Annotated in this window: 2 protein-coding genes; both read right to left on the bottom strand. The window is 47.1% G+C overall.

All coding sequences use genetic code 11. From position 1 onward, the window contains the following. Positions 1-423, bottom strand: a 423-nt coding sequence (locus tag AC1Z3T_RS21150; RefSeq protein ID WP_483396990.1) for a CoA-transferase, incomplete at its 3' end; no start/stop codon positions are given. Then, the coding region (locus AC1Z3T_RS21145) for a 3-oxoacid CoA-transferase subunit A (RefSeq protein WP_483396989.1) at positions 420-768 on the bottom strand (349 nt) is incomplete at its 5' end. The genes AC1Z3T_RS21145 and AC1Z3T_RS21150, both read right to left, overlap by 4 nt.

Here is a 768-nt window from a genome sequence, read left to right as displayed (position 1 = left end):
CTTGGCACCGACTGCCAAATCCATTGCACCACCCACCGCAGGAATCGCATCAGGTGCACCTGTATGCCAGTTGGCAAGATCACCATTTTCAGCAATTTGGAATGCACCCAATACTGCAATATCCAAGTGCCCACCACGCATCATGGCAAAAGAATCGCCGTGATGGAAAAAGCTTCCGCCTGTGAGCATGGTGACAAACTCTTTGCCTGCATTAATCAGTTCAGGATCTTCATCGCCTTTGGCAGGGGGGGGACCAAAAGCCAACAAACCATTTTCAGAATGTAGGAATACATCTTTGTCTGAAGGTAAATATTTCGAGATTTTGGTCGGTAAACCAATACCTAAATTCACATAAGCACCATCGGGAATGTCTTGTGCAACACGTTCTGCAATTTGGTCACGGCTTAGTTTTTGATAGCTCATGCTGCTTCTCCCTGTGCCGCATTGACAGCAACCACATGCTGTACAAAAATCCCGGGTGTAATGATATGTTCAGGATCAAGTTGACCGAGTTCTGCGATTTCAGAAACCTGTGCAATGGTGACATCCGCAGCCATCGCCATAATCGGACCAAAGTTTCGTGCAGATTTGCGGTAGACCAGATTGCCCCAACGATCGCCTTGATGGGCTTTGATCAAAGCAAAATCAGCTTTGATCGGATACTCAAGCACATAGTCTTTTCCGTCGATATGACGGGTTTCTTTTCCTTCGGCAAGCAATGTACCAAAACCTGTTGGTGTGAATACTGCCCCTAAACCCATCCCCGCT

The sequence above is a fragment of the Acinetobacter sp. B-6 genome (assembly GCF_056930735.1).
The sequence above is the reverse complement of the archived record's forward strand: the minus strand, read 5'-3'. Positions and strand labels throughout refer to the sequence as shown.